Origin of the sequence: Pseudoalteromonas sp. OF7H-1 (assembly GCF_022347825.1) — a bacterium.
In the GTDB taxonomy this organism is placed as follows: domain Bacteria; phylum Pseudomonadota; class Gammaproteobacteria; order Enterobacterales; family Alteromonadaceae; genus Pseudoalteromonas; species Pseudoalteromonas maricaloris.
In genome coordinates this window covers 132,769-155,831 of record NZ_JAKRFX010000011.1, presented here as the reverse complement: position 1 = coordinate 155,831, position 23,063 = coordinate 132,769, and the positions used below count along the sequence as shown (strand labels likewise).

The 23,063-nt window shown below is 43.0% G+C and carries 21 protein-coding genes; 17 read left to right on the top strand and 4 right to left on the bottom strand.

Going from position 1 to position 23,063, the window contains the following annotated elements; translation table 11 throughout:
• Window position 1: 1 nt before the first annotated feature.
• The gene (dnaA, locus tag MHN30_RS14930) at window positions 2-1,402 is read right to left on the bottom strand and encodes a chromosomal replication initiator protein DnaA (protein ID WP_069021935.1); all 1,401 of its coding nucleotides are present in this window, start codon (window positions 1,400-1,402) and stop codon (window positions 2-4) included.
• 608 nt (window positions 1,403-2,010) lie between these two features.
• Here dnaA and rpmH point away from each other — a divergent pair.
• The 7 genes from rpmH to MHN30_RS14895 all read left to right on the top strand — a co-directional run bounded on the left by rpmH (window position 2,011) and on the right by MHN30_RS14895 (window position 6,754).
• On the top strand, window positions 2,011-2,145 hold the full coding sequence (gene rpmH / locus MHN30_RS14925) for a 50S ribosomal protein L34 (RefSeq protein WP_010376846.1): 135 nt from the start codon (window positions 2,011-2,013) through the stop codon (window positions 2,143-2,145).
• A gap of 6 nt (window positions 2,146-2,151) precedes the next feature.
• The gene (rnpA, locus tag MHN30_RS14920) at window positions 2,152-2,586 is read left to right on the top strand and encodes a ribonuclease P protein component (protein ID WP_010376847.1); all 435 of its coding nucleotides are present in this window, start codon (window positions 2,152-2,154) and stop codon (window positions 2,584-2,586) included.
• A gap of 173 nt (window positions 2,587-2,759) precedes the next feature.
• A complete protein-coding gene (yidD, locus tag MHN30_RS14915) occupies window positions 2,760-3,062 on the top strand; it encodes a membrane protein insertion efficiency factor YidD (protein WP_010604158.1) in 303 nt (100 codons plus the stop codon).
• Between the two features lie 8 nt (window positions 3,063-3,070).
• Window positions 3,071-4,705, top strand: coding sequence for a membrane protein insertase YidC (yidC, locus tag MHN30_RS14910; protein ID WP_239360162.1), 1,635 nt, complete (start codon window positions 3,071-3,073; stop codon window positions 4,703-4,705).
• A 164-nt stretch (window positions 4,706-4,869) separates the two neighbouring features.
• On the top strand, window positions 4,870-5,541 hold the full coding sequence (locus tag MHN30_RS14905) for a cytochrome c biogenesis protein CcdA (protein WP_239360161.1): 672 nt from the start codon (window positions 4,870-4,872) through the stop codon (window positions 5,539-5,541).
• A gap of 17 nt (window positions 5,542-5,558) precedes the next feature.
• Window positions 5,559-6,017: a TlpA disulfide reductase family protein gene (locus tag MHN30_RS14900; RefSeq protein WP_239360157.1), complete on the top strand. Its 459-nt coding sequence runs from the start codon at window positions 5,559-5,561 to the stop codon at window positions 6,015-6,017.
• Entirely contained in the window at window positions 6,017-6,754 is a 738-nt protein-coding gene (locus tag MHN30_RS14895) for a hypothetical protein (RefSeq protein ID WP_222241936.1), read from the top strand. The genes MHN30_RS14900 and MHN30_RS14895 overlap by 1 nt, the downstream gene beginning before the upstream one ends.
• Window positions 6,755-6,757: 3 nt before the next feature.
• Here MHN30_RS14895 and MHN30_RS14890 read toward each other — a convergent pair whose 3' ends face one another.
• Window positions 6,758-8,938, bottom strand: coding sequence for a winged helix-turn-helix domain-containing protein (locus tag MHN30_RS14890; protein WP_239360155.1), 2,181 nt, complete (start codon window positions 8,936-8,938; stop codon window positions 6,758-6,760).
• Window positions 8,939-9,149: 211 nt separating this feature from the next.
• Here MHN30_RS14890 and mnmE point away from each other — a divergent pair, with 211 nt between their 5' ends.
• Window positions 9,150-10,514, top strand: coding sequence for a tRNA uridine-5-carboxymethylaminomethyl(34) synthesis GTPase MnmE (mnmE, locus tag MHN30_RS14885; protein ID WP_239360153.1), 1,365 nt, complete (start codon window positions 9,150-9,152; stop codon window positions 10,512-10,514).
• Window positions 10,515-10,563: 49 nt separating this feature from the next.
• Here mnmE and MHN30_RS14880 read toward each other — a convergent pair whose 3' ends face one another.
• Both MHN30_RS14880 and MHN30_RS14875 read right to left on the bottom strand, forming a co-directional pair.
• The gene (locus MHN30_RS14880; protein ID WP_239360151.1) at window positions 10,564-14,151 is read right to left on the bottom strand and encodes a hypothetical protein; all 3,588 of its coding nucleotides are present in this window, start codon (window positions 14,149-14,151) and stop codon (window positions 10,564-10,566) included.
• Between the two features lie 127 nt (window positions 14,152-14,278).
• Window positions 14,279-14,584, bottom strand: coding sequence for a hypothetical protein (locus tag MHN30_RS14875; RefSeq protein ID WP_239360150.1), 306 nt, complete (start codon window positions 14,582-14,584; stop codon window positions 14,279-14,281).
• Between the two features lie 239 nt (window positions 14,585-14,823).
• On the opposite strand from MHN30_RS14875, the gene MHN30_RS14870 reads away from it, so the two are divergent.
• The 9 genes from MHN30_RS14870 to atpE all read left to right on the top strand — a co-directional run bounded on the left by MHN30_RS14870 (window position 14,824) and on the right by atpE (window position 23,025).
• Complete coding sequence (locus MHN30_RS14870) at window positions 14,824-15,621, top strand: isocitrate lyase/phosphoenolpyruvate mutase family protein (protein ID WP_239360149.1); 798 nt, start codon at window positions 14,824-14,826, stop codon at window positions 15,619-15,621.
• 409 nt (window positions 15,622-16,030) lie between these two features.
• Entirely contained in the window at window positions 16,031-16,468 is a 438-nt protein-coding gene (gene mioC / locus MHN30_RS14865; protein WP_010604148.1) for an FMN-binding protein MioC, read from the top strand.
• 422 nt (window positions 16,469-16,890) lie between these two features.
• A complete protein-coding gene (gene mnmG, locus MHN30_RS14860; RefSeq protein ID WP_010604147.1) occupies window positions 16,891-18,780 on the top strand; it encodes a tRNA uridine-5-carboxymethylaminomethyl(34) synthesis enzyme MnmG in 1,890 nt (629 codons plus the stop codon).
• A 15-nt stretch (window positions 18,781-18,795) separates the two neighbouring features.
• Window positions 18,796-19,416, top strand: coding sequence for a 16S rRNA (guanine(527)-N(7))-methyltransferase RsmG (gene rsmG / locus MHN30_RS14855; protein ID WP_010376874.1), 621 nt, complete (start codon window positions 18,796-18,798; stop codon window positions 19,414-19,416).
• Between the two features lie 14 nt (window positions 19,417-19,430).
• Entirely contained in the window at window positions 19,431-20,216 is a 786-nt protein-coding gene (locus MHN30_RS14850; protein WP_010376876.1) for a ParA family protein, read from the top strand.
• A gap of 15 nt (window positions 20,217-20,231) precedes the next feature.
• Window positions 20,232-21,170 (top strand): ParB/RepB/Spo0J family partition protein, encoded by a 939-nt coding sequence (locus MHN30_RS14845; protein ID WP_017218543.1) that lies wholly within the window; start codon window positions 20,232-20,234, stop codon window positions 21,168-21,170.
• A gap of 289 nt (window positions 21,171-21,459) precedes the next feature.
• Window positions 21,460-21,840 carry an ATP synthase subunit I gene (locus tag MHN30_RS14840; RefSeq protein WP_010604145.1) on the top strand — a complete coding sequence of 127 codons (381 nt, stop codon included), beginning with the start codon at window positions 21,460-21,462 and terminating at the stop codon, window positions 21,838-21,840.
• Between the two features lie 15 nt (window positions 21,841-21,855).
• A complete protein-coding gene (gene atpB / locus MHN30_RS14835; protein ID WP_069021955.1) occupies window positions 21,856-22,713 on the top strand; it encodes a F0F1 ATP synthase subunit A in 858 nt (285 codons plus the stop codon).
• 78 nt (window positions 22,714-22,791) lie between these two features.
• Window positions 22,792-23,025 (top strand): F0F1 ATP synthase subunit C, encoded by a 234-nt coding sequence (gene atpE, locus MHN30_RS14830; RefSeq protein WP_010376881.1) that lies wholly within the window; start codon window positions 22,792-22,794, stop codon window positions 23,023-23,025.
• Window positions 23,026-23,063: the final 38 nt, after the last annotated feature.

Sequence of the window (23,063 nt, the reverse complement as noted above, 5' to 3'; positions counted from 1 at the left end):
CTTAAGAAGACAGCGTTCTAATTAAGTTTTGATAATCTTCTTTTACCTCATGACTTTCATCACGAAGTGCTTTTACTTTTCTACACGCATGTAACACGGTGGTATGGTCGCGGCCACCAAATGCATCACCTATTTCTGGTAAGCTGTGGTTTGTCAGTTCTTTAGACAATGCCATGGCAACTTGTCTTGGTCTTGCAACTGAACGGCTACGACGTTTTGACAATAAGTCAGAAACACGAATTCGATAATATTCCGCCACGGTGCGCTGGATATTATCGATGGTAACGAGTTTGTCTTGTAGCGCTAATAAATCGCGTAGCGCTTCTTTAACAAAATCGATAGAAATTGGACGACCAGTGAAGTTGGCATTAGCTATCACGCGGTTTAGCGCACCTTCTAACTCTCGCACATTAGAGCGTAATTTCTTAGCAATAAAAAAGGCAACTTCGTGTGGCAAGTTAATATTACTTTGCTGCGCTTTCTTCATTAAGATAGCAACGCGAGTCTCTAATTCTGGTGGCTCAATAGCAATAGTTAACCCCCAACCAAAACGCGACTTCAGTCGGTCCTCAACCCCTTCTATTTCTTTAGGGTAACGGTCAGAAGTTAGAATAATTTGTTGGTTGCCTTCAAGCAGCGCATTAAAAGTATGGAAGAACTCTTCTTGCGAACGCTCTTTGTTTGCAAAGAATTGGATATCATCAATCATCAATGCATCAACGCTGCGGTAGTAACGCTTGAACTCTTCAATGGCATTATTCTGTAGTGCTTTAACCATGTCCTGAACAAAACGCTCTGAATGCATATAAACAATTTTTGCATCCGGTTTTTGTTCAATAATGCCATTACCTACGGCGTGTAACAGGTGCGTCTTACCCAGACCTGTACCACCGTAAATAAATACGGGATTGAATGCAGAACCTGGATTATCTGCAACTTGCGTTGCAGCGGCTTTTGCCAGCTGGTTAGATTTACCTTCCACAAAGTTATCAAAGGTGTAATTCTCTTTAATATTAGACTTATGCGAAGATTTAGGAGCTGGCTCAACTTTTTCTGCCATTTTTGGCTGAGTGCCTTGCAGCATTGACATGTTATCAGCTGCATGACCTACACTTGCGGCTTTTTCGTTAGATACACTTGGTTGTGCAGCTAACACAGGTTTGCTACCCACATCAAAGCGCAGCTCTGGTGCTTCATCACCACAGATCTCAATCAGCAGTTCATTGATGCGGTGGAGATACTTTTCTCGTACCCAATCCAATACAAAACGATTCGGCGCATAGATAGTTAGCGTATCATCAGTACTTTCTGCCTGTAGTGGTCTTACCCACATGCTAAATTGCTGAGATGGCAATTCATCTTGCAAAACATATAAACAACTTTGCCAAACCGACAGATACACTCTGAACTCCAATAGGTTTTGATTCCCGAGAATAAGAAATAGAGCATTCAGATCTAAAAAATCAGATCTAAATGAAAGGATCGCCGGAAATACTTAGTTTTTATTACAAAATCACTGGTGGAAGCGGGGTATTATGAAGTGATCTTATCCACAAGTTCAATATTGACATTTAGAAAAAGCAAGATCTCACCCTAGCAAAAAAATAAACACATGAAATTTAAAGGTTTTTATTTTTTACCCACAAGTAAGATCATAGCAAAAAACTCTCCCGATCTCACCCCAAAATTAAGATCAAATTTAGTTTTCCAGAGCTTTTCCTATTCTTACTAAATGCTATAATGCCGCCCATCGGATCAGATCTATGCAGATCGATTTCGTATTGATCCTACTTTATGTAGATCGTCTATGTTTGCTCGATAGCTTTGCCAAGTTTTGTCTATATAAAGGATAGAGAAACCTCTCACTGTGGATTATTTAGCCACAGAGAACAGATTTTGATTGACTTTAGACACGCTCAGCTTTAATATCTCGCGCTCGCAATGGCACCTGTGCCAGGATCGCGACCTGCATAGGATGTTTTAACTTTTAACCGATCGGATGGAATTGTTATGAAAAGAACTTTTCAACCTAGCGTACTTAAGCGCAAGCGCACTCACGGTTTCCGTGCTCGCATGGCGACTAAGAACGGTCGTAAAGTATTAGCACGTCGTCGTGCTAAAGGCCGTAAAGTACTTTCTGCTTAATATTTAGTGGAAGACTTTAGCTTTAGCAGGGAGTTACGTCTGTTAACTCCCTCGCATTACTCCCGCATATTTCAAGAGCCAGCTCGCGCTGCTACGCCTTACTTTACTCTACTTGCAAAACCAAATGATGTTGGTCATCCAAGACTCGGTTTAACTGTAGCAAAAAAACGCTGCAAAAAAGCATGTCAACGAAACCGTATCAAACGACTTGCCAGAGAAAGCTTTCGATTAAATCGTCATAAACTTGATAATATCGATATTGTGTTGATGGTCAAAACCGGTGTTGACGAGCAATCTAATGAAGAGCTAACTAAACAGCTCACTAAGATGTGGCGCAAAATAAATGAACGTTGTAAGCCAGGTGCACCTAAACCACCTTTTAAGCCAAAGCCTCAACACAAGCGTTCAAAAAATCCTCAAGCTAACGCGAAAAAGCAATAATCTGCTTTAGCCTTTCCTTTTTACGGCGCATTTACCCTTGCTAGCATAGTAATTTTACGCCAATTAAGGTAAGGTTAGCTCACCTTTTAATCAGCTATATCAATGGAAAAATTGTCTGTTTTTGCTCACTTGGGTTGAAGCAGTAAATTGAGGAAATTGATATCTACAAAGCCATGAATTCAACTTCAGGGCGTAGCAAGATCAGAAATCAGTTCAAAGCAGTTTGTTCGCTTCCCAAGCACCTGCTTATATTGCTGATCCGCGGTTATCAACAATGGATTAGCCCCCTACTCGGGCCTCATTGTCGCTTTAACCCGACCTGTTCTAGTTATGCAATTCAAGCAATTAATTTACATGGAATTGCAAAAGGGAGTTGGTTAGCGGTTAAACGCATATTAAAATGTCATCCTTTGAGCGCAGGTGGAGATGATCCTGTACCTGTGAAGTCGACTAAAGTTAAACAACACGAGAAATAAGAGCTGTTATGGAATCGCAACGCACGTTTTTATTTATCGGTTTGTTGCTGGTTTCGTTCCTACTGTTCCAAGAGTGGACACAAGAACAAAACCCGGCACAAGCTGATACCAGTGCCGTCACACAACAAGTGGCGAACTCAACCCCAACAGAAGAGCAAGCTGATGTACCAGCATCAAGCCAATCCGATGTCCCAGTTGTAGCAACTCAGGCAACACGTTCTGTTATTAGTATCACTACCGATGTACTTTCGGTAAAAATTGATACTAAAGGCGGTGACATAGTTGAAGCCAACTTACTACAACACGCAGAAACCCATGGCAGCGACACGCCTTTCATGTTACTTGGTGAATTTGAAGGCAAACAGTATGTTTCACAGAGTGGTTTAATTGGTTTAAACGGCCCTGACGCAAACAAAGCTGGTCGCCCAGTATATGAGTCTGCACAACAGCAATATGAGCTTAATGGCGATACATTACGTGTACCACTGACTTTTACTGATGAGAAAGGCGTACAGTACACAAAAACTTATGTATTTAAAGCTGGTAAATATGATGTTGACTTAGAATACCAAGTTAACAACACCACCTCATCACCTGTTCAAGTACAACTATACACACAAATCAAACGTACACGCCAAGATAAAGGCAGCATGGTTGATCAGACCTACTTAGGCGCAGCCTATGGTACCGCTGAAGAGCCTTATGAGAAATACAGCTTCTCTGATATGGCGGATGCGAACCTGAATAAAAATACCCAAGGCGGCTACGTTGCTTTCCTACAGCACTACTTCGTCAGTGCATGGGTGCCAGATCAGCAAACCAATAATACGATTTATACCGCGCTTAGAAATGGTAGTGGTATTGTTGGTATGAAGAGCGAGCCAACCAATGTGCAAGCAAACAGCACGGCAACTATCCATGCGGTGTACTACATGGGTCCTAAAGACACAGAAGCGCTTGAAGCAATTCAAGAAGACCTAGATCTCACTGTTGACTACGGCTGGTTATGGTTTATTTCACAACCGTTACTGACGCTGCTTAAGTTCCTTTACGGTATTTTAGGTAACTGGGGTTTGGCGATTATTGCTATCACTTTGATTGTGAAAACGGCGTTATACCCTCTAACTAAAGCGCAATACACCTCAATGGCTAAAATGCGCATGCTACAGCCTAAGATGCAGGCACTAAAAGAGCGTTATGGCGATGACCGCCAGAAGTTCGGCCAAGCGATGATGGAAATGTACCGTAAGGAAAAAGTGAACCCAATGGGTGGCTGTTTCCCACTATTACTACAAATGCCAATCTTCCTAGCCTTGTTCTACGTATTCCTTGAATCAACAGAACTACGTCATGCTGAGTTTATGTTGTGGCTAACGGATCTATCATCAATGGACCCGTACTACGTACTACCTGTGCTATTTGGCGCAAGTATGTTCCTAACACAAAAACTACAGCCGATGACAGTTACAGACCCAATGCAACAAAAGATGATGACTTACATGCCAGTCGTGTTCTCAATCTTCTTTATTTGGTTCCCATCAGGTCTGGTACTTTACTGGTTGGTTTCAAACCTTATCTCTATCGCTCAGATGCTTATCATCTACCGTGGCATGGAGAAAAAAGGCATGAAAGTACGCGGTTAATACCGACACACTATAGTAAAAAGCGGCTCTTCTTTGAGCCGTTTTTTTATGCATTTTAAACAAGCACTTGATAAAATTTGATAGCGATTTTATGACGATTTGATAGGTCAAATCTGGGCTATCCGTCATGCTCTTTTGCAGTTAAAAAATGCAAAGAGAAAACGATGCTTGAATCTACGTTACTACAGGCACTCTCCAGTGCCGAAACTGATTGGTGGTTAGTGCCTATTGCACTCTTAGTCGGTGTACTCACCAGCTTTACGCCCTGCGTATATCCCATACTTCCCATAACTGTTGCGACTCTTAGCCAACAACGCCATATTCGCCTTGCCCCAATCTGGTATGCACTAGGCTTTGCAGCGGTGTACGCCGCGCTTGGATTTATTGCAGCATTAACCGGTAGCTTCTTTGGCCAGGTAGCAACAAACCCTTGGGTGCTGCTTATTTTTGCCAATCTATTACTCTACTTTGCTGCGGTATCAAAAGGCTTAATCTCGCTGCCACGCTTTCCAAATACGATTGCAACAGGCTCACCAGCACCTCTTCTAATGGGCATGGCCAGCGCTCTTGTTGCGGCTCCCTGTACGTCTCCAATTTTAGGCGGCTTATTGCTCTTCGTTGCTAATGCCCAGCAACCTCTATTAGGAGGCGCGCTGCTGTTTAGTTTTGCGCTCGGTATGAGCACCCTATTACTGCTAGCAGGGCTAAGCACACGCTTTTTGCATACATTACCAAGATCTGGAGCTTGGTTAAATCACATCACTACAGCAACCGCACTTATCTTAGTAGCGATGGCGCAATATTTTCTTATTCAAGCTGGCAAAAGTTGGCTATAAAACGCAAAGGAACCACCATGAAAAACATCGTATTTTATTCACTCTTTATGTTACTCAGCACAATGTCTGCAGCAAAGGACTATCCCGTACTTACCGCCAATACGCTTGCAAATAATACCGTAACCAGTCAAGGCAAAGTCACTTACTTGAAGTTTTGGGCAACGTGGTGCTCCTACTGTGTGGAAGAAATGCCACTGCTTGAGCAAAGCTTTCAGCAAGCCAATAACCACTATCAGGTTATCGCAGTCAATATCGGCTTCAATCAGTCAAAAAAAGGCGTGCAAGCTTTCCTTGATAAACATGATTACCAATTTCCAACGGTATTTGATGGTAGTGGCAAGATAACTCAGCAGTTTCAAGTGTTAGGCACGCCACAACATATCCTCATTGATGAAAACGGCAAAGAAATCTATCGCAGCGCATTGTTTACAGATGAGCTGCAACAACATCTGAGCACACTCCAAGGAGCAAACTAATGTCATCAATTAAAGCCCTACTTATGTTCGCCGCTTTGTGCCTCAGCGTGTTTGCGCACGCTAACACGCAAGAGTATGTGTTTATTAATATTTGGGATGAGTATGTACAGCCCACGACTCTACCAACGCCACTAGCACCAAGGAGATTGCTACAGCCCGATATTAATATTGATGAGGCAAGCTTAGCGCAGTTTAAAACGGCCTACCCAAGCTATGCTGAGTTAGCCATTGATAAGCAAAACCAGTTGCTGCAACGCTTTGCAATAAGGCAAACACCTGTTCGTGTTATCGTTAAAGACGACAAAGTTATCAAACGAGAGTTGTTGACGACTAACAGTGCACCAAGCACAGAGAAAGAAACACGGATCCCATTGCAAACACTCACAGGTATGCCATTTTCGATAGCGACTATAAACAGTCAATACAGAGTGTTATTTTTCAGCGATAGTTTGTGTCCGTTTCAACATATTCCTGCCTGTGAAATGAGAATAAAGCAAAACAATCAACTCGCTGACTCGAGTGCGTATCCGGTCGTTACTGTGATTAAGCCCTTTTATGTGGAAGAACAAAGTGCTAGAGACTACCAACAACGCTTTGAGATCAAACACGATATTGTGTTCGATCACCACAACGAAGTATTTAGCCAGTTTGAGATTAGAGAGCTACCTTACTGGGTGGTACAAGACAAACAAGGTGAAGTCGTTTATCGCGGCAACCAGCCACCCAACATAGACTAGAGCCTAATTTATCGTCCATTTACTCTGACAATAGACGCTGTAAGGGGCATCGATGAGCTCAGTAATAAAGTGCTTATCAATGCTGCTTTGCTGGCGTATTTGCAGCAACTGTTGCTGTAATAATTGGCTGTTTTCGAGTCCGGCCAATTTATCTGAAAAGCGCTTTTGCAGCGCTTCTTCTTTTAACATATCAGCCGCAACAACACCGTAAAGCAACAAAAGATGTGAATTGGTATGTTGATGTGCAGTAATGATCTCAAGCGCTTGTTGAGGCTCGTTTCTCAAAAGGTGGATATACATTTGCGTATAGAGCGCATAGGTCTCAACTTCTTGTAGCTGTAACGTTTGATAGTCTTGCATTGCTTCAATCGTCAACGGCTCTGCTAATTCGAGCTTGCCCGCTTTGATCCAGGTCCAACCCAGTAACAATTTAACGTTGGCACGCGTCACCGAAGAAATATAATCGCTTTCTAACAGCATTTGATATTGCGTAATTGCACTTTGCATTGCATCCGTATCACCCGTTTGCAATGCGATATCCATATGCGCCATGCCAATCAGTAATTGCTGTTGCTCATAGCTTGGAATAAAACGCGGCTCGCCGTTAATCTCTTTTAAATAACGTAGCGCCTTTTCTCCCTGATGTAGCTGAATATAGTAGAACCCTAGGTAAGTGAGTATTTGCTTTTCTAAATAGTGATAACCATTTTTCTGAGCTAAAGCGAGGGCTTTTAATAAACTAGGCTCACTTTCAACCACTGGCACTAAGTAATTTTGACCATAAGCAAACAAAGCTTTTATTAGATTCATGGTCTGCTCTGTTTGCTCATAATAGGCAATGGCTTGCGCGAGTACAGGTTTACTCTTCTCTAAGTTCAGTAACGTTTTTTCAGCGGGACCAGCCGCTGGTGGATTGGCAAGATAGAAACTCCGCTGTGCTTCGCTATAGGCAAACGATCGACTGCCTATCAAAACATGCGCTGAACTCATCGCTTGCTGGTATTCATCCCAACGTTGTAACACCCAAAAAGCATCCGCTTTGAGTTGATATGCCATCGCTATCAATTCAACTTGCTGGCTTTGCTCAGCAGCATCGAGAGCAAGCTGAGCTTGCTGCAACGCTTGCTGATGTAAGCCTTGTGCCTTGAAAAACTCTCCGTAATAGAGGTGGTAGCGAGCACGAGTCGCGATTGAAGCTGAACTTAGTGAAACCTGTTCGAATCGACGTGTGGCAGAATCAATATCACCGAGCTGCCAACAAATTTGCGCAAGCTCCAACTGGCTTTCTAGATGTTCCGGCATTTGTGCCACAGCCGCCTCAAAATATGCCTTTGCCAGTTGAGGTCCCTGTTCATTTAATGCTTGTACACCGCGGTAATAGTCATTCATTGCTAGATTTAAGGATGATTTTTTGGCGGTTTTAGTGTCAACACCTAGCGCTAACTGCGCAATAACCTCTGTTGCAATCGCTTCAAAGCTCTCATCTAACTGTTCAACAATTATCTCGCTTTGCTTATCTCCATAAGTAACACTGAGTAAAAAACGCTGTTGTATCGGCTTGAGTGAAAGCGTGAGCTGATTAATCGCACTATTCTCTGCAAGCTCAGGATATTGGCTTCGCGGTACTAATTGATAATGAGACTGTAAATGTTGTCTCAATGCAGCTTCAAGCGCATAACCCCACCACGCATTGGCTTGCACACCCGTCTCATTCACCATAGGCACAATGATTAACGAGTCTTGCTCAGCTTGTATACGAGTGACAACGGGTACTGAGCTAGAAACGAGATAAACACTCGCCGCGACTCCACTTAACGCAACAGCGCCAACGACAAGCATCGCCTTCATTGTTGTAGTGAATTTGAATGTGTTAAATGTGCGGCTCTCAACAGGACAAATCCACTGATAACCTTGCTGTGGTATGGTTTTAATAAAGGTGGGTTGCTGGGCGTTATCTTTGAGAGCTTGTCTTAGCTCAGTGATACTTTGTGTTAGTGCAGCTTCTCTAAATTCACCGTGTTGCCACAACGTGCTGAGCAATGTTTCACGTGTAACAATTTGATTTGGATGGGCTAAAAAATAAGCCAACAGCTGCGCAACTCTCGGCCTCAGTGGCACTTGCTCAGCATCACGATATAAACACGAGACATTTGGATCGAAGCGGTATTGAAGAAAGTGCAGCACAGCGTTAGTTTCCCTTATACAACCTTTGCTAATAAGAACAGTAAAAACTGTGACCATAATTATACCTGACAAAAGCGCATAACCGTATCATTAAGGTCATCAACCACCCAAAATGCAATGAGCAGACTTAGATATTACCCACCAGCTATACCTGAGATATATCAATTGCTGTACAATTATGGCTATTAACCAGACAGTCTAAAGAGTCATCATGATCGCACAAGACACCATAGCAGCACAGGCTACCGCACCGGGTCGCGGTGGCGTTGGTATTATTCGAGTTTCAGGGTGTAAAGCCCGAGCAGTTGCCGAGCAAATCTTAGGTAAATGCCCAAAAACTCGCTATGCCGAATACCTGCCATTCAATACCCTAGCAGGTGAACAACTAGACCAAGGTATTGCATTGTTCTTCCAAGGGCCGAACTCATTCACCGGTGAAGATGTCCTTGAGTTACAAGGCCACGGTGGCCCCGTGGTACTTGATATGCTGTTAAAGGAAATCAGCAAAATTGAGCAAGTGCGCTTGGCAAAGCCTGGTGAGTTCTCAGAACGTGCTTTTATGAACGACAAGCTAGACTTAACGCAAGCAGAAGCTATCGCAGACTTGATCAACGCCACCAGCGAGCAAGCTGCAAAAAGTGCGCTACATTCACTACAAGGTGACTTTTCTAAACATATCAATACGTTGGTTGAGAAAGTAATTCATCTGCGCATGTACGTAGAAGCCGCAATTGACTTCCCCGACGAAGAAATCGACTTTCTTTCCGATGGTAAAGTCTCGGGTGACCTAGAAGCCATTATTCAGCAACTCGCAGAAGTGCGTAAACAAGCCAAGCAAGGCAGCATTATGCGTGAAGGCATGCGCGTGGTGATTGCTGGCCGCCCTAATGCCGGAAAATCTTCACTACTCAATGCCTTAGCAGGCCGTGAAGCCGCGATTGTTACAGACATCGCAGGTACCACACGAGACGTACTACGTGAACATATTCATATTGATGGCATGCCGCTTCATATTATCGACACCGCAGGACTTCGTGATAGTCCAGACAAAGTAGAACAAATAGGTATTGAGCGTGCTTGGGAAGAGATCCGCGGCGCCGATCACGTACTATTTATGGTGGATGGCACCGAAACCCAAGAAACCGATCCTGCGAAGATATGGCCTGATTTTATCGAGCAATTACCACAAGGCATGGAAATTACCGTGATCCGCAATAAAGTCGATTTAAGCGGTGAAGCCGTTGGCGCAACAACGAGTGATGGCCATACCCTTATCCGTCTAAGTGCTAAAGACATTCAAGGCATTGATTTATTGAGGGAACACCTAAAAGCCTGTATTGGATTTACTGGTGCAACTGAAGGTGGCTTTATGGCTCGCCGTCGTCACTTAGACGCCCTAGAGCGCGCAGCTGAGCACCTAGAAATAGGTCAAACTCAGCTAGAAATGCATATTGCCGGTGAAATTTTGGCAGAAGAGCTACGCCTTACCCAGCAATACCTCAATGAGATCACCGGTGAATTCACCTCCGATGACTTGCTGGGCAAAATCTTTAGCTCATTTTGTATCGGTAAATAACCCAAATATCTAAGTAGTCATACGCCTTTTTTGGGCGTATGACTACACACTAACTAGCGTATTGGTTTACCGCTTCTTTTACCTTGCGAGATTTGTCTTTTCTTAATGGAGCTAGCAATGCTTCAGCGTCTGCTGCTTGGCTGAATATTTCAGGAAGTTCAGCGCGGCGATCAGCATATAAATAGCTCAAACTCTGTTTAAAACTGCCATATTGGCCACGAGCATGTGCCACGATAAATTCACGACATACGTCAAAGTGACTGCGCTTAATACAAAACAGCACCAAATGTTCGGGTTTAACGCCTATATCAAATAACCAGGTGAGCAAAAATGCCATGCCGGTTTCGGACGCTTCGCCTTCATATTCACCGCTTTTCGATAGGTAAGTTTCAAAATCTATCTCATTGTGTGCCAGTTGATGTAATAGCCAAGGTTGTTCCATTTGCGCTTCAATTAATTTAAAGCCCCGATAATCATGATTAAGAAGCAGACGTACCAGTTTGTTGCGACGCTCAGCATCTAACATCCACACAAACTGACGAAGACTATACATTTGATATTCATCGGCATCGATACGCATAAACTCGGTGGAAATTTGCCCTTTAAACAGCGCAGCCATGACATCAAACTCGACCTCGTTATGTAGATAAGCCATCGTTTGCTCAACAATCGCGTTAATGCGATTGGACTGCACTTGCAGCTCAGCCACGCGTTTTATAATAGCCGCACGCTCAAGCTGCTCTGAAAATATCAGTAACGGCCCAGATGGCAGCCTTTCTTCATACCAAGCAAGCGGTACCTCATGATCGGCCATCACAATAACGTAATTGTCTCCTTGCTTTTGTAACACAGTGCACGCTTCCCAACTTCGACCATCAACATGGCAAGGTTTATCGTGTATTGAGAGGCTATCCGCTACAATGGCTTTATGCAGCTTCTTTGGTAACTTTTCACCTTCACCGAAATATAGACAATCCCGACCTAATTCCTGTGCTAACGCATGCTCCCAAGAGTGCAGGTTTAATTGCACAAAAATATCAATCGCGCGTTGTAAATCATGGCTGAAATCAAGCTCAACTTCCGGGTGTTTAAGCGACACATGATGTAAAAACTCAATTTTCGTGCGCTCATTGATATATGCGAGTCCCTGCTCCATAGCTTTGGCTTTGTTACGTCCCATGCTGCCAAACATACTGTTATCATCACTGGCTATTTCGCTGTAAATCTCTATCCAATTCAAGTAACGTTCGGAGTTATAACGTTGGTTGCTCATTTCATAGGCATTCAGTATACCGCCATCTATTCCAGCTTTACTTAACTGTTCGTAGACCTCAATTTCATCGAGTATAGTGTCAAACTCTATGCTCCAATGATCATCCGAATAAGCACGAAGCACATTGCGTGCAACCCTAACTGGCGCTAGTGCAATAATAAATTGCCATAAACGATCCGCTTTGTATTGTAGGGGTAAAGGTAGCTGTCGCAACCAAAATGCCGTTAGGGTAAAGCGTTGGAAATCATCATCATGATCTTTAAAAAGCTGATAGCTTGACTGCTTTTCACTAAACTTGTTTAGGTAAAGATCGCCACGACAACACTCATCTCGATACAACTGCGGCTGCACTAATGTCAATAAACTGCTTAAATCATCTTGCGGCGTGTCTGCAGTAAAGTAATCACAGATCCGCGTTATTTGTGCCTCAGACAATCCTAAGTTATCAGGGTTATAATGATCGGACTTTTTATGACATTTCTGAATGATGTGCTGGGCAGCGAGTTGCCAAATATGATTGTCGTTAAGATAATTTGCTAGTGCCTCAGTAATATCATCGCCAATATGCTGATTATAATCACTGTGCAGGTGATAGCTGGCCAGTGTAATTAATCCCATATCCAATTGCGGCCATTGCTTTGGGTGGCACAGCGCACGCGATGAGCGGAAATGCTCATTGACCAACTTAAGATGCTTGCGACACAGTAATTCATCTTGGTTGGTGAAGTGACGAAATATCGACTGGATATTTTTGGCTTTAGCATTTTCAGCCGCGCTCTTGATATCAGACACGGAGAGTTGAGTATAACGCTGATAATAGGCTTCTCTCGAGAGTAGAGCTTCATCACCTTCGGTAAGTGATGCCATCATATATTTGCAAAACTCACGCTTGCCTAGGGCATGGTAAAATACATCAATCACGCGAAGGTACTGCTCAGCACGAGCTTGTAGTAAGTTATTTTCTGCATCGTTGCGTACCGCAAGCGTCAACACCATGCCATTTGGTTGTGTATATTCAGCTTCTTCACTGAAGTGATCTGTAAGTAGATCGCCTCGCACAAGGCTGAGCACCGACTCCAGCTCCTCGACTATGCCTTGATTATTGCGCTCAAAACTACTCAATTGATCAATAAGATGCTCAGCCATGTCACTGGCATGCACTTTCGCTAATTCAAGCACATTTACTTCACAGATTGTTTCCAATACTGTTTGTGGTTCCCCAGTTTCAATGTAGCGCCACAATACTTCGCCTTGGGGCATAGCCAGCACTAAAGGTTTCAGCAAATTAGTACCATAGTTAAGCTCATATTTACGCTCACCTCTGGCTAGATAAGCACGATAATTTGCGCGAGCAGCAATGGCACTCTGTGCAATTTTAACTAATGGGCCTGCAACCTGTGATTGGACTTTTTGCTGTAAATCATACGCTTCATTTTCGAGGGTACTGCCAAAAAATGGCATTGCCATAAAGCTGTCTTTAGCCTCTTCATCGTCATAAAAACAGCTATGGGGGAATAGCGATTGATACAAAGAGATCACAGGCTGATGACTACTCAGATCTTCTTCTTCATCCTCATCACACATGGTATCGACATGGGCAAGTAATACGGGCTCAGCTTGAAAACGTGCAATGACTAATGCTTTAAATTGCTCATAACTCTCAGGATTTTCGCGTAAATATTCCCCAAGCGGCTGGTAGTCACATTCTTCACTGTATTGATCATTTTTGAACATGCCAGATCTAAAGGTATCGTTGTCACACCAAATAAATGCTTTGATCATTTCACGATGCCAACCGTGCTCGTGTAGCAATACACTTAAATAGCTTTCATAACCGCATGCATGTTCATCATCCCAATAAGGCACAAAGTATTGTGCTAGCAAATAGGCGTACTGTATATCCGTCTTTGCAAGCATATACAAAGCTTCAACGCCAAATACCCGCATATCATCAAGCCACATTTCATCAGTGTCATTTTGGCGGCGACTATAGGCCACTATTGCCTTGGCGGCTTCTACAACAGCTTGTTTGATCTCAGGGTATTGCAGCGCTGCTGCAAATAAAATGACCTCAGAAATATAGTTTTCGGTATCATCAAGTATGGTGTGGTCATAGTGGTGCGCACCGCCTTCTTGGCCTAAATCTAATGCAGATTGAAGCAACTTTAGGTTGTTGCCACTATCTTGCGGTTGCAAACGGCGCATCCCCGCTTCATCAAGTTGCTTAAACTCAACATCAAACTGACTGTTAAAACAGGCCTTATCACTGTCCAACAAAGCCTTATACTGAGCTAATGCTAATTTGATTTGTTGCGGGTTTTGGATATCCAGCGTGATTATCTGGTTTTTATCGAATTGGTTCATGTCGTTATTTCTAATTGAATTTGACGTATAGCCGTACTAATCGGACTATAGAGAAGAAAAAGAGAATGAAGCGCAGCTTTGTGAACTGCGGCAATTTCAAGTAAATGCTAAACACAGCGAGTGGCAGCTACGCGTTAGCATCCTCAGCTTGCAGCTCCTTTAACCTGTCGATATCTATTTGACAGTCCTGCTTTGCTTTTTTTTGTTGATCGGGTGTCATATCATCCCAATGAATATAACCACCGTGTGCGTATGGCGCATTGTATAAATAGTTGGCGAATTTTTTGTTGGCTGTACCAGAGACTAACCCTCTGACAGAGCCCTGTTTATCAGCAGCCCACAGTGCAACGCGTTTAAATTCCAACTCTCCAGATACATTAATACGAAATGAGTACCAATTTTCAGCAGCACTAATGTGCAGACCCTTATCCATGTTTTACCTTTTGTAGTTCCTTAATATCAACACTATTATTTCGAATCCATATAACTAGGTCAACATCAAACTTATCGTTAAGTTTTTGATAAATATTAATAAAAAGTAAAGAGCAGCACACTTATAATAAGGATCTGAGCGATAACCGCAAATCTACCCAATCACGTTAAGTGCTCAATCTAGCCAGTCCAATACCCGTACACTAGGTATCCTAAGCGCTGCAACTTAGGAGAAATAAAATGGCTCTATCTACAACTTTCAATGCACTACACCAACAATCATCCCCGCTTTTTCTAGCTAACTGCTGGGATCCATCATCAGCGCTTATCATCGAACAGGCTGGTGGTCAGGCCGTTGCGACAACAAGCTGGGGTATGTCTAATCATCAGGGCTACAAAGATGGAGAACAACTCACATTTGACCATGTACTACAAACAGTAAGTGCCATCCTTAAGGTGATCACTATTCCATTGAGTGTTGATATTGAGGCAGGCTACAGCGCGGATCTAAATCAGATCATCAAACATATTATCCAATTGGCCGACCTTGGCGTTGCCGGTATCAATATTGAAGACAAACCCAGTCACCAGAACAGCTTACGCGATATAAAGGCACACCAAGCGTTATTGCAGGCAATCAAACAAGCTTTACGTCATGGCGGTTTCGATCAATTTTTTATTAATGCCCGTTGCGATCTTTGCTTACAACCACAGTGGACTGAAGCGACGCTGCATGAGCGTGCACTCGCCTATCAAGCAGCGGGTTGCGATGGCTTTTTTATTCCCGGTTTAACCGACACCACGATGATAAAACACCTAACAGCCCTGCTTTCAATTCCAGTCAATGTGATGCTGTTGCCCGGATTTAGTGATAAACAGGCGTTAGCAGAGTTAGGAGTCAAACGTATCTCATCGGGTAATGCTCTCAGCGATCATGTGATAGCACTACAAGAATCAGCCACCAGAAGGCTGCTCGAAGAACATGCTGTAGACTTCTTATTTGAGCAATCAGTCCGCACAACTTGGCTGTCAAACTAAATAAATCACAAGATCTGACCGCTTTTTTAGATTCTTTTATTATATGGATCTAACTATATAGATCTAAAAGACTGGATCGACTTCCAGCTTTTAGATCGTTATCCACAACACCTCATCCACAACCTCAAAATTTGTTCAAAAACAGCGAAGTTCTTACCGTTTCAAGCATGTGCCTTAGCTTATAAAAGTATTTTTAGGCTCAGCTATCCCATAGATTATCCACAAATAAATCACCGAGTTAAGCTTAGGAATATTTTATTTTCTGCTTTTATTTCATAAGGATAAGTAAAAACACTAAAAATTACACACTATTTGTGCAAATATTTTTATCCAATAACTTCAAAGCCCTCTTTACATATTCACGTTAAACGCTAAGATGGCGCGCAATACGACTTAGGTAAGGGTAACAATGCAAACTTTAGATCTTATTGTAGGCAGCCAAATGGGATCAGCAGAATACGTTGCTGAACAGCTAATGGAATCGCTTGAATCTCAAGGTTATACCGTGAATTTGCATGAAAAACCTGAGCTTGAAGCTTGTCAGCAAGCACTTTGGCTGGTGGTGACATCAACCTATGGGGCCGGTGACTATCCAGAAAACTTATTACCTTTTATATCAGCATTAAAAGCGAGCTCGGATCTAAGCCAGTTACGCTTTGCGGTAGTAGGAATTGGTGATTCAAGTTATGACACCTTTAATCATGCAGCTATTAATCTTGCTGATCTACTTAAAGAAAAAGGTGCAACACAGCTGTTAGACATAGAAAAGATCGACGTTTTACACCCAGATCTACCAGAAGATACCGCTATTGCTTGGTTACCTAAGTTTGTTGAATGTGTCGCTTAACGCTGCAACATTGAAATACACAGAAGTTATTCACAAATTCAGTCTATTTTAGATCGTATTGTGGATAACCTATGATCTAACTGCTGATCTACGCTTACTTATCCATTGGATAAAATAATTCAGATCTAGCCCTGTGAATAAAGTGCCAAGTTGATCAAAGGTTTTAAGCCCATTGATCCGATCTAATTCACACCAATTGATCTTAGTTAAGCAGTTGGATCTAAACAGGAATACAAAACTATTCACAGATCAAAGGATCAGTAGTAGTAAGATCAATAAAGATCTTTAAAAAGATCCTTATATATTTTAAGTGATCTCTTTTTTGCGTTGTGCAAAGTTTAACCATTTCACTTCTGGTTAATTCTAGGTAGAATACGCATCCTTTCTAAATTTGCTCGGTTGTTTTAAGTAGGATCCCGTAAATGATTTATCATGAACATTTTGATGTCATCGTTGTTGGTGGTGGACACGCAGGCACTGAAGCTGCACTTGCAGCTGCACGTATGGGTATGAATACCTTATTGTTAACACACAATATGGATACCTTAGGCCAAATGTCGTGTAACCCAGCTATTGGTGGGATTGGTAAAGGTCATTTGGTTAAAGAGATCGATGCGCTTGGTGGTGCAATGGCCAAAGCAATCGACAAAGGTGGGATCCAATTTCGAACGCTTAATTCATCGAAAGGCCCTGCGGTACGAGCGACTCGTGCTCAGGCAGATCGCGCATTGTATAAAGCGGCGATCCAAGACATTTTGCAACATCAAGAAAACTTAAAGATCTTCCAACAATCTTGTGATGATCTGATTGTTGAAGGCGATCAGGTCAAAGGTGTCGTAACTCAAATGGGTTTACGCTTTAGTGCTTCTTCAGTGGTGCTAACGGTTGGTACTTTCTTGGGTGGCCAGATCCATATTGGTTTAGAAAACTTCAAAGGCGGCCGTGCTGGCGATCCTCCTTCTATCGCTTTGGCTGAGCGTTTACGTGAAATGCCTTTTAGAGTTGATCGTCTAAAAACAGGTACCCCACCACGTATCGATGCAAGAACAGTTGATTTTTCAGTGATGCAAGAGCAACCAGGCGATACCCCTACTCCGGTTTTCTCGTTTATGGGCAAAGTGTCTGATCATCCAAAACAGATCCCTTGTTATATCACCTATACCAATGAAAAAACCCATGATGTGATCCGCAATAACTTACATCGTTCGCCGATGTATGCTGGCGTGATTGAGGGGATTGGTCCGCGTTACTGCCCTTCAATCGAAGATAAGATTGTGCGTTTTGCTGATAAAGAAAAACATCAGATCTTCGTAGAGCCTGAAGGCTTAACGTCATACGAGCTGTATCCAAATGGTATCTCCACCAGCTTACCATTTGATATCCAACTGGAGATCGTGCGTTCTATTAAAGGCTTTGAGAATGCGCATATTTGTCGTCCAGGTTATGCAATTGAGTACGACTTCTTCGATCCTCGTGACCTAAAGCAATCATTAGAAACTAAGTTTATCAATGGCTTATTCTTCGCTGGTCAAATAAATGGTACAACCGGTTATGAAGAAGCTGGTGCTCAAGGTTTGATTGCGGGTATGAACGCAGCCCTTCAAGTTCAAGGCCGTGAAGCATGGACACCGCGCCGTGATGAAGCTTATGCCGGTGTGTTGATTGACGACTTAGCAACGCTTGGTACAAAAGAACCTTATCGTATGTTTACCTCGCGTGCTGAATACCGTTTGTTACTGCGTGAAGACAATGCGGATTTACGTCTAACGGAAAAAGGTCGCGAATTAGGTTTAGTTGACGATGAACGCTGGGCTGCATACAACGACAAGCTTGAAGTTATGGAACAAGAAGCACAGCGTCTACGCAATACTTGGATCCATAAAGATCACCCTGCACTTGAAGCGGTAAATGGATTATTGAAAAAACCACTGGTACGCGAAGCCAGTCTTGAAGATCTGATCCGCCGTCCTGAGGTTAATTATCACGACCTGATGGCAATTGAAGGATTAGGATCTGAGTTTGATAATATTCCAGCCCTTGAACAGGTTGAGATCCAAACTAAGTACGCCGGTTACATTGCACGCCAACAAGATGAGATTAATAAACAGCTTCGTCATGAAGAGACATTACTGCCTGCTGAGTTTGATTATGCTCAGGTAAGCGGCTTGTCAAATGAGGTTGTGGCAAAGCTAAGTGATGCTCGTCCACAAACGATTGGCCAAGCTTCACGTATTTCTGGTATCACCCCTGCTGCTATTTCGCTATTATTAGTGTATCTGAAAAAGCAAGGGCTATTACGTAAGTCGGCGTAATAGCAGTGGAACACTGTGTTACTAGAACAATTGAATGAATTACTCGCTGATACCTCTATCGAGCTCAGCGAACAACAAAAGCAGCAGTTGGTCGAATATGTCCAGCTGCTGGATAAATGGAACAAAGCCTACAACCTCACTTCCGTTCGTGACCCAAAAGAAATGATGGTGAAACACATCATGGATTCTTTGGTTGTTGCGCCACACTTAACAGGCAGTAACTATATTGATGTTGGCACCGGACCGGGTTTACCGGGTATGGTTTTAGCGATAGCTAGACCGGACATCAATTTTGTTCTTCTTGATAGCCTTGGTAAAAGAGTTCGATTTTTAATGCAGGTAAAACATGGGCTTGGCATTGAGAATGTTACCCCAGTGCAGTCTCGAGTTGAAGAATATCAGCCAAGTGTTAAATTAGACGGTGTACTCAGCCGTGCTTTTGCATCACTACAAGATATGATCCAGTGGTGTTCACATTTAATCGATAACCAAGGTGTATTCTTAGCACTAAAGGGTCAATACCCTGCGGATGAGCTAGAACAATTACCAAACGGCGTGAGTTTATCGCAAGATATTAGTTTAGTGGTGCCCAAGCTTGAAGGTGAGCGCCATTTAATCATTCTTTCTAAAGATTAATTGTCGAGGACAATGTGGCAAGAGTCATTGCAATAGCAAACCAAAAAGGTGGTGTTGGTAAAACAACCACTGCGGTGAATTTAGCCGCGTCCATGGCGGCGACTAAACGTAAAGTTCTGTTGATCGATCTCGATCCCCAAGGTAATGCAACCATGGGCAGTGGCGTTGATAAATACGCCGATGTTGCAACGGTTTATGATCTGTTGATCGAAGAAGCGCCTATGGATCAAGTGATCACCACAGAAACCAGTGGTGAGTATCATCTGATCGCAGCGAATGGGGATGTAACCGCGGCAGAAGTCAAACTGATGGAGTTGTTTGCGCGCGAAGTGAGACTACGCAACGCCCTTGAGACGATAAAAGATAAATATGAGTATATATTCATCGACTGTCCACCTTCATTAAATATGCTAACGGTAAATGCCATGGCTGCCGCCGATGCGGTTTTAGTTCCGATGCAGTGTGAATATTATGCACTGGAGGGATTAACAGCTTTAATGGACACCATTACCCAACTCGGTAAGTTGGTGAATCCAGGATTGCAAATTGAAGGCATTTTGCGCACTATGTACGACCCGCGTAATCGTCTAGCTAACGACGTATCTGAGCAGTTAAAACAACACTTTGGCGATAAAGTGTACCGGACTGTGATCCCTCGTAATGTGCGATTAGCGGAGGCGCCAAGTTTTGGAGCGCCTGCGATGTATTATGATAGAGCATCAAGCGGTGCGAAAGCTTATCTAGCGCTAGCGGGTGAAATGCTAAGACGCAAAGAAAAGCAAGCGGCTGCGGTTGCCTAAGAGGATAAAAAGAACATGTCGGTTAAAAAACGTGGTTTAGGCCGAGGGTTGGATGCCCTACTCAGCTCAGCTAAACCTAATCCAAGTGCTGCGGCACCTGTGCCTAATCAACAAGAAGCGGTCGCGACAGTCAGTGAAGCACCTGCCGAATCGGCGGTTGAACAAGAGTTACAACGATTACCTATTGAGTGGCTAAAGCCGGGTAAATATCAGCCGCGTAAAGATATGTCTGAACAGGCACTTGAGGAACTGGCGAGTTCGATCCGTTCACAAGGGATTTTACAGCCTATTGTGGTGCGTAAAGTTACCACGCAAAGCTTTGAAATTATTGCCGGTGAGAGACGCTGGCGTGCGGCACAACTGGCAAAGCAAGATACCGTTCCTTGTTTAATCAAAGATGTGCCGGATGAAGCGGCTGTTGCAATTGCGCTTATTGAAAACATTCAGCGTGAAGACCTCAATGCAATGGAAGAAGCAATTGCTCTAGATAGATTGCTAAATGAATTTGAACTCACGCATCAGCAAGTTGCCGATGCGGTGGGTAAATCGCGTACAACGGTCACCAATTTACTTCGTCTCAACAATCTCAACGATGATGTAAAAATCTTGTTGGAACATGGCGACATAGAAATGGGCCATGCTCGTTGTTTACTTGCCCTAACTGGTGAGGCGCAATCTGAAGCGGCAAGAACTGCTGTGGCCAAGGGATTAACCGTAAGAGAAACCGAAAAACTGGTTCGCACCATTTTAGAGCCTGTTGAGAAAAAAGAAGCGAAGCAAAAAGATCCTGATGTGAAGCTGCTTGAACAGCAATTACAGGAAAACTTAGGCGCAAAAGTTGAGATCAACTACAACCAAAAAGGCAAAGGTAAACTGGTTATTTCCTATGCTAGTTTGGATGAGCTTGATGGTATTTTGGGGCGTATTAACCCTGAAATGAATGAAGCTGACTAACGGTAAACTTAACCAATTGACTAATCCGTGAATGCGGTGCTTTATTTTGCGCCGCTATTTCTTCACCGATATGCTGCGAAATAGCGAGAATACGAAGAACTTTGATGGAAAAATAGCCACTCTTGTACAGGCTTTAATTTAAGCCTTCCTCCCTAACAAATTTTGACCTATTTGGCGTCCAAAAAACGTCACATTTCGCCTCGTCAAGTTGCAAATTAAGCAGAAACAAGTATAATTTCGCCAGTTTTCATACCCTGATAAAATTTAACGTCATTAAGGTTAATATAAAGTGACTCATTCGTTAGCCCGCCCATACAGGCGAGCCGCATTACAAGGTGTTTTGATTCAGGGTATCGTAGCATTAGTCGCTGCAGTAATCGTTTTTATAGGTTGGGGAGTACAAGCCGGAGTTTCAGCATTAGCTGGCGGCGCTGTGTTGGTACTCCCTAATTTTGTATTTGCTGCTTACGCCTTTCGATTTATGGGTGCAAGCAAAGCAAATCAAGTATATTCCTCGATAAAACGAGGAAATGGATTAAAATTTTTGCTAACTGTTGTGCTCTTTGCACTGATTTTTAAGCATTTTTCAGTAATGATGCTGCCTTTCTTTGGCGCGTATATGCTCGTGATGCTGACACAATGGTTGGTCCTGATTTTTTTTAATCATTAACTTTTGGGATAAAACATGGCTGCAGAAGAAGTTACTCTATCAAGCCATATTCAGCACCACTTGACCAATGCCAAGATGTGCTCGACCGATGCCGGTCTTGCCTTCAACAAAGCATGTGCGGATAGTGGTTTCTGGACATGGCATGTAGATACCCTCGCATGGTCAATCGGTTTAGGTCTGATATTTTTATGGATCTTCCGAAGTGCCGCTAAAAAATCCACTATAGGTGTTCCTGGTAAATTCCAGTGCTTTATCGAGATGGTTGTTGAGTTCGTTGGTGCCAACGTACGTGACACTTATCATGGTAATAGCAAGTTAGTTGCACCTTTAGCCCTAACGGTCTTCGTTTGGGTATTCCTAATGAACTTGATGGATTTGATTCCAGTTGACTTCCTACCTGCATTCGCTGGCTTTGTTGGTGAACAAGCATTTGGTATGGATTCACACGATGTGTACATGAAGATTGTACCTACAACAGACCTAAACATGACAGCAGCACTGGCGCTAGGCGTGTTTATTCTGATGATCGGTTATTCAATTAAAATCAAAGGTATCGGTGGCTTTATTGCAGAATTAACATTGCACCCATTTAGCTCTAAAAACAAACTAATGATGGCAGTGTTGATCCCGTTTAACTTACTACTTGAAACAATCGCATTGGTTGCTAAGCCGTTCTCGCTAGCACTACGTTTGTTCGGTAACTTATACGCAGGTGAGATGATCTTCATCCTTATCGGTGCAATTGGTTTGATGCAGTTACCACTGCACTTCGTGTGGGCAGTATTCCACATTATGGTAATCGTACTTCAGGCATTTGTATTTATGATGCTGACTATCGTTTACCTCAGCATGGCTAGTACAAAAAGTCACTAATCTGCTGAATAATAAAGATTTTTACAACTTAAATTTAAACTTAAACTTTAATTTACTATTAAAACTTTGGAGATAAAAATGGAAATCGCAGTTGCTATTAAACTTATCGCTGTTGCACTACTAATCGGTTTTGGTGCTATCGGTACTGCACTAGGCTTCGGTAACATGGGTGGTAAGTTCCTAGAAGCATGTGCTCGTCAACCTGAGCTTGCGCCTTCACTACAAGTTAAAATGTTCATCCTAGCTGGTCTTATCGATGCCGTTGCAATGATCGGTGTAGGTATCGCTATGTACATGTTGTTCGCTCTTTAATATTGCAAAATACCTGAAACGAACAACTGTCAAGTAAG

What these genes read in the sequence shown, in the direction of transcription:
- MHN30_RS14900 (WP_239360157.1), top strand. Translation starts at nt 5,559, where the DNA reads ATGAAAAACATCGTATTTTATTCACTCTTTATGTTACTCAGCACAATG.
- yidC (WP_239360162.1), top strand. Translation starts at nt 3,071, where the DNA reads ATGGAATCGCAACGCACGTTTTTATTTATCGGTTTGTTGCTGGTTTCG.
- MHN30_RS14905 (WP_239360161.1), top strand. Translation starts at nt 4,870, where the DNA reads ATGCTTGAATCTACGTTACTACAGGCACTCTCCAGTGCCGAAACTGAT.
- MHN30_RS14880 (WP_239360151.1), bottom strand. Translation starts at nt 14,151, where the DNA reads ATGAACCAATTCGATAAAAACCAGATAATCACGCTGGATATCCAAAAC.
- yidD (WP_010604158.1), top strand. Translation starts at nt 2,760, where the DNA reads ATGAATTCAACTTCAGGGCGTAGCAAGATCAGAAATCAGTTCAAAGCA.
- mnmE (WP_239360153.1), top strand. Translation starts at nt 9,150, where the DNA reads ATGATCGCACAAGACACCATAGCAGCACAGGCTACCGCACCGGGTCGC.
- MHN30_RS14845 (WP_017218543.1), top strand. Translation starts at nt 20,232, where the DNA reads ATGTCGGTTAAAAAACGTGGTTTAGGCCGAGGGTTGGATGCCCTACTC.
- MHN30_RS14895 (WP_222241936.1), top strand. Translation starts at nt 6,017, where the DNA reads ATGTCATCAATTAAAGCCCTACTTATGTTCGCCGCTTTGTGCCTCAGC.
- rpmH (WP_010376846.1), top strand. Translation starts at nt 2,011, where the DNA reads ATGAAAAGAACTTTTCAACCTAGCGTACTTAAGCGCAAGCGCACTCAC.
- mnmG (WP_010604147.1), top strand. Translation starts at nt 16,891, where the DNA reads ATGATTTATCATGAACATTTTGATGTCATCGTTGTTGGTGGTGGACAC.
- mioC (WP_010604148.1), top strand. Translation starts at nt 16,031, where the DNA reads ATGCAAACTTTAGATCTTATTGTAGGCAGCCAAATGGGATCAGCAGAA.
- MHN30_RS14870 (WP_239360149.1), top strand. Translation starts at nt 14,824, where the DNA reads ATGGCTCTATCTACAACTTTCAATGCACTACACCAACAATCATCCCCG.
- MHN30_RS14875 (WP_239360150.1), bottom strand. Translation starts at nt 14,584, where the DNA reads ATGGATAAGGGTCTGCACATTAGTGCTGCTGAAAATTGGTACTCATTT.
- atpB (WP_069021955.1), top strand. Translation starts at nt 21,856, where the DNA reads ATGGCTGCAGAAGAAGTTACTCTATCAAGCCATATTCAGCACCACTTG.
- atpE (WP_010376881.1), top strand. Translation starts at nt 22,792, where the DNA reads ATGGAAATCGCAGTTGCTATTAAACTTATCGCTGTTGCACTACTAATC.